General features: G+C 53.2%; 1 protein-coding gene. It reads right to left on the bottom strand.

Going from position 1 to position 329, the window contains the following annotated elements; genetic code table 11:
* Positions 1-264, bottom strand: a 264-nt coding sequence (locus M3P05_RS20790; protein ID WP_249702065.1) for a transposase family protein, incomplete at its 3' end; no start/stop codon positions are given.
* Positions 265-329: the final 65 nt, after the last annotated feature.

The raw sequence follows: 329 nt of genomic DNA, 5'->3' as shown, positions 1-329 counted from the left end.
TACTCCATGCTCAGGGCACTTTATTCGAGGTACCCGAGCTTCCAGAATTGTTCTGAACTGACAAGTATCGAGGTGTCTCCAGCGCCTGACTCTGGCGTCATAGCCAGGACAGCCCTTACCACAGGTAGGGCAGGTCAGGCGGGCACTGGGCTTCAGATCAATGGACACAGTGACTTCAGTGTTTTGATAGGACAGTTGAACATCATGAACAGCCCAGGGCGACTGGATTCCAAGAATCTGGGCGTAAAGTTCCTTGTCTCGCATGTGGGCATCCTGCCTGCAACGTGTTCAGATCAGGTTAAACTGCCCACTCGATCAGGGGAAGACCC

This window comes from Parendozoicomonas callyspongiae, from assembly GCF_023502345.1.
GTDB lineage: Bacteria > Pseudomonadota > Gammaproteobacteria > Pseudomonadales > Endozoicomonadaceae > Sansalvadorimonas > Sansalvadorimonas callyspongiae.
Note: the sequence above shows the minus strand (reverse complement) of the source record. Positions and strands in the feature narration are given on the sequence as shown.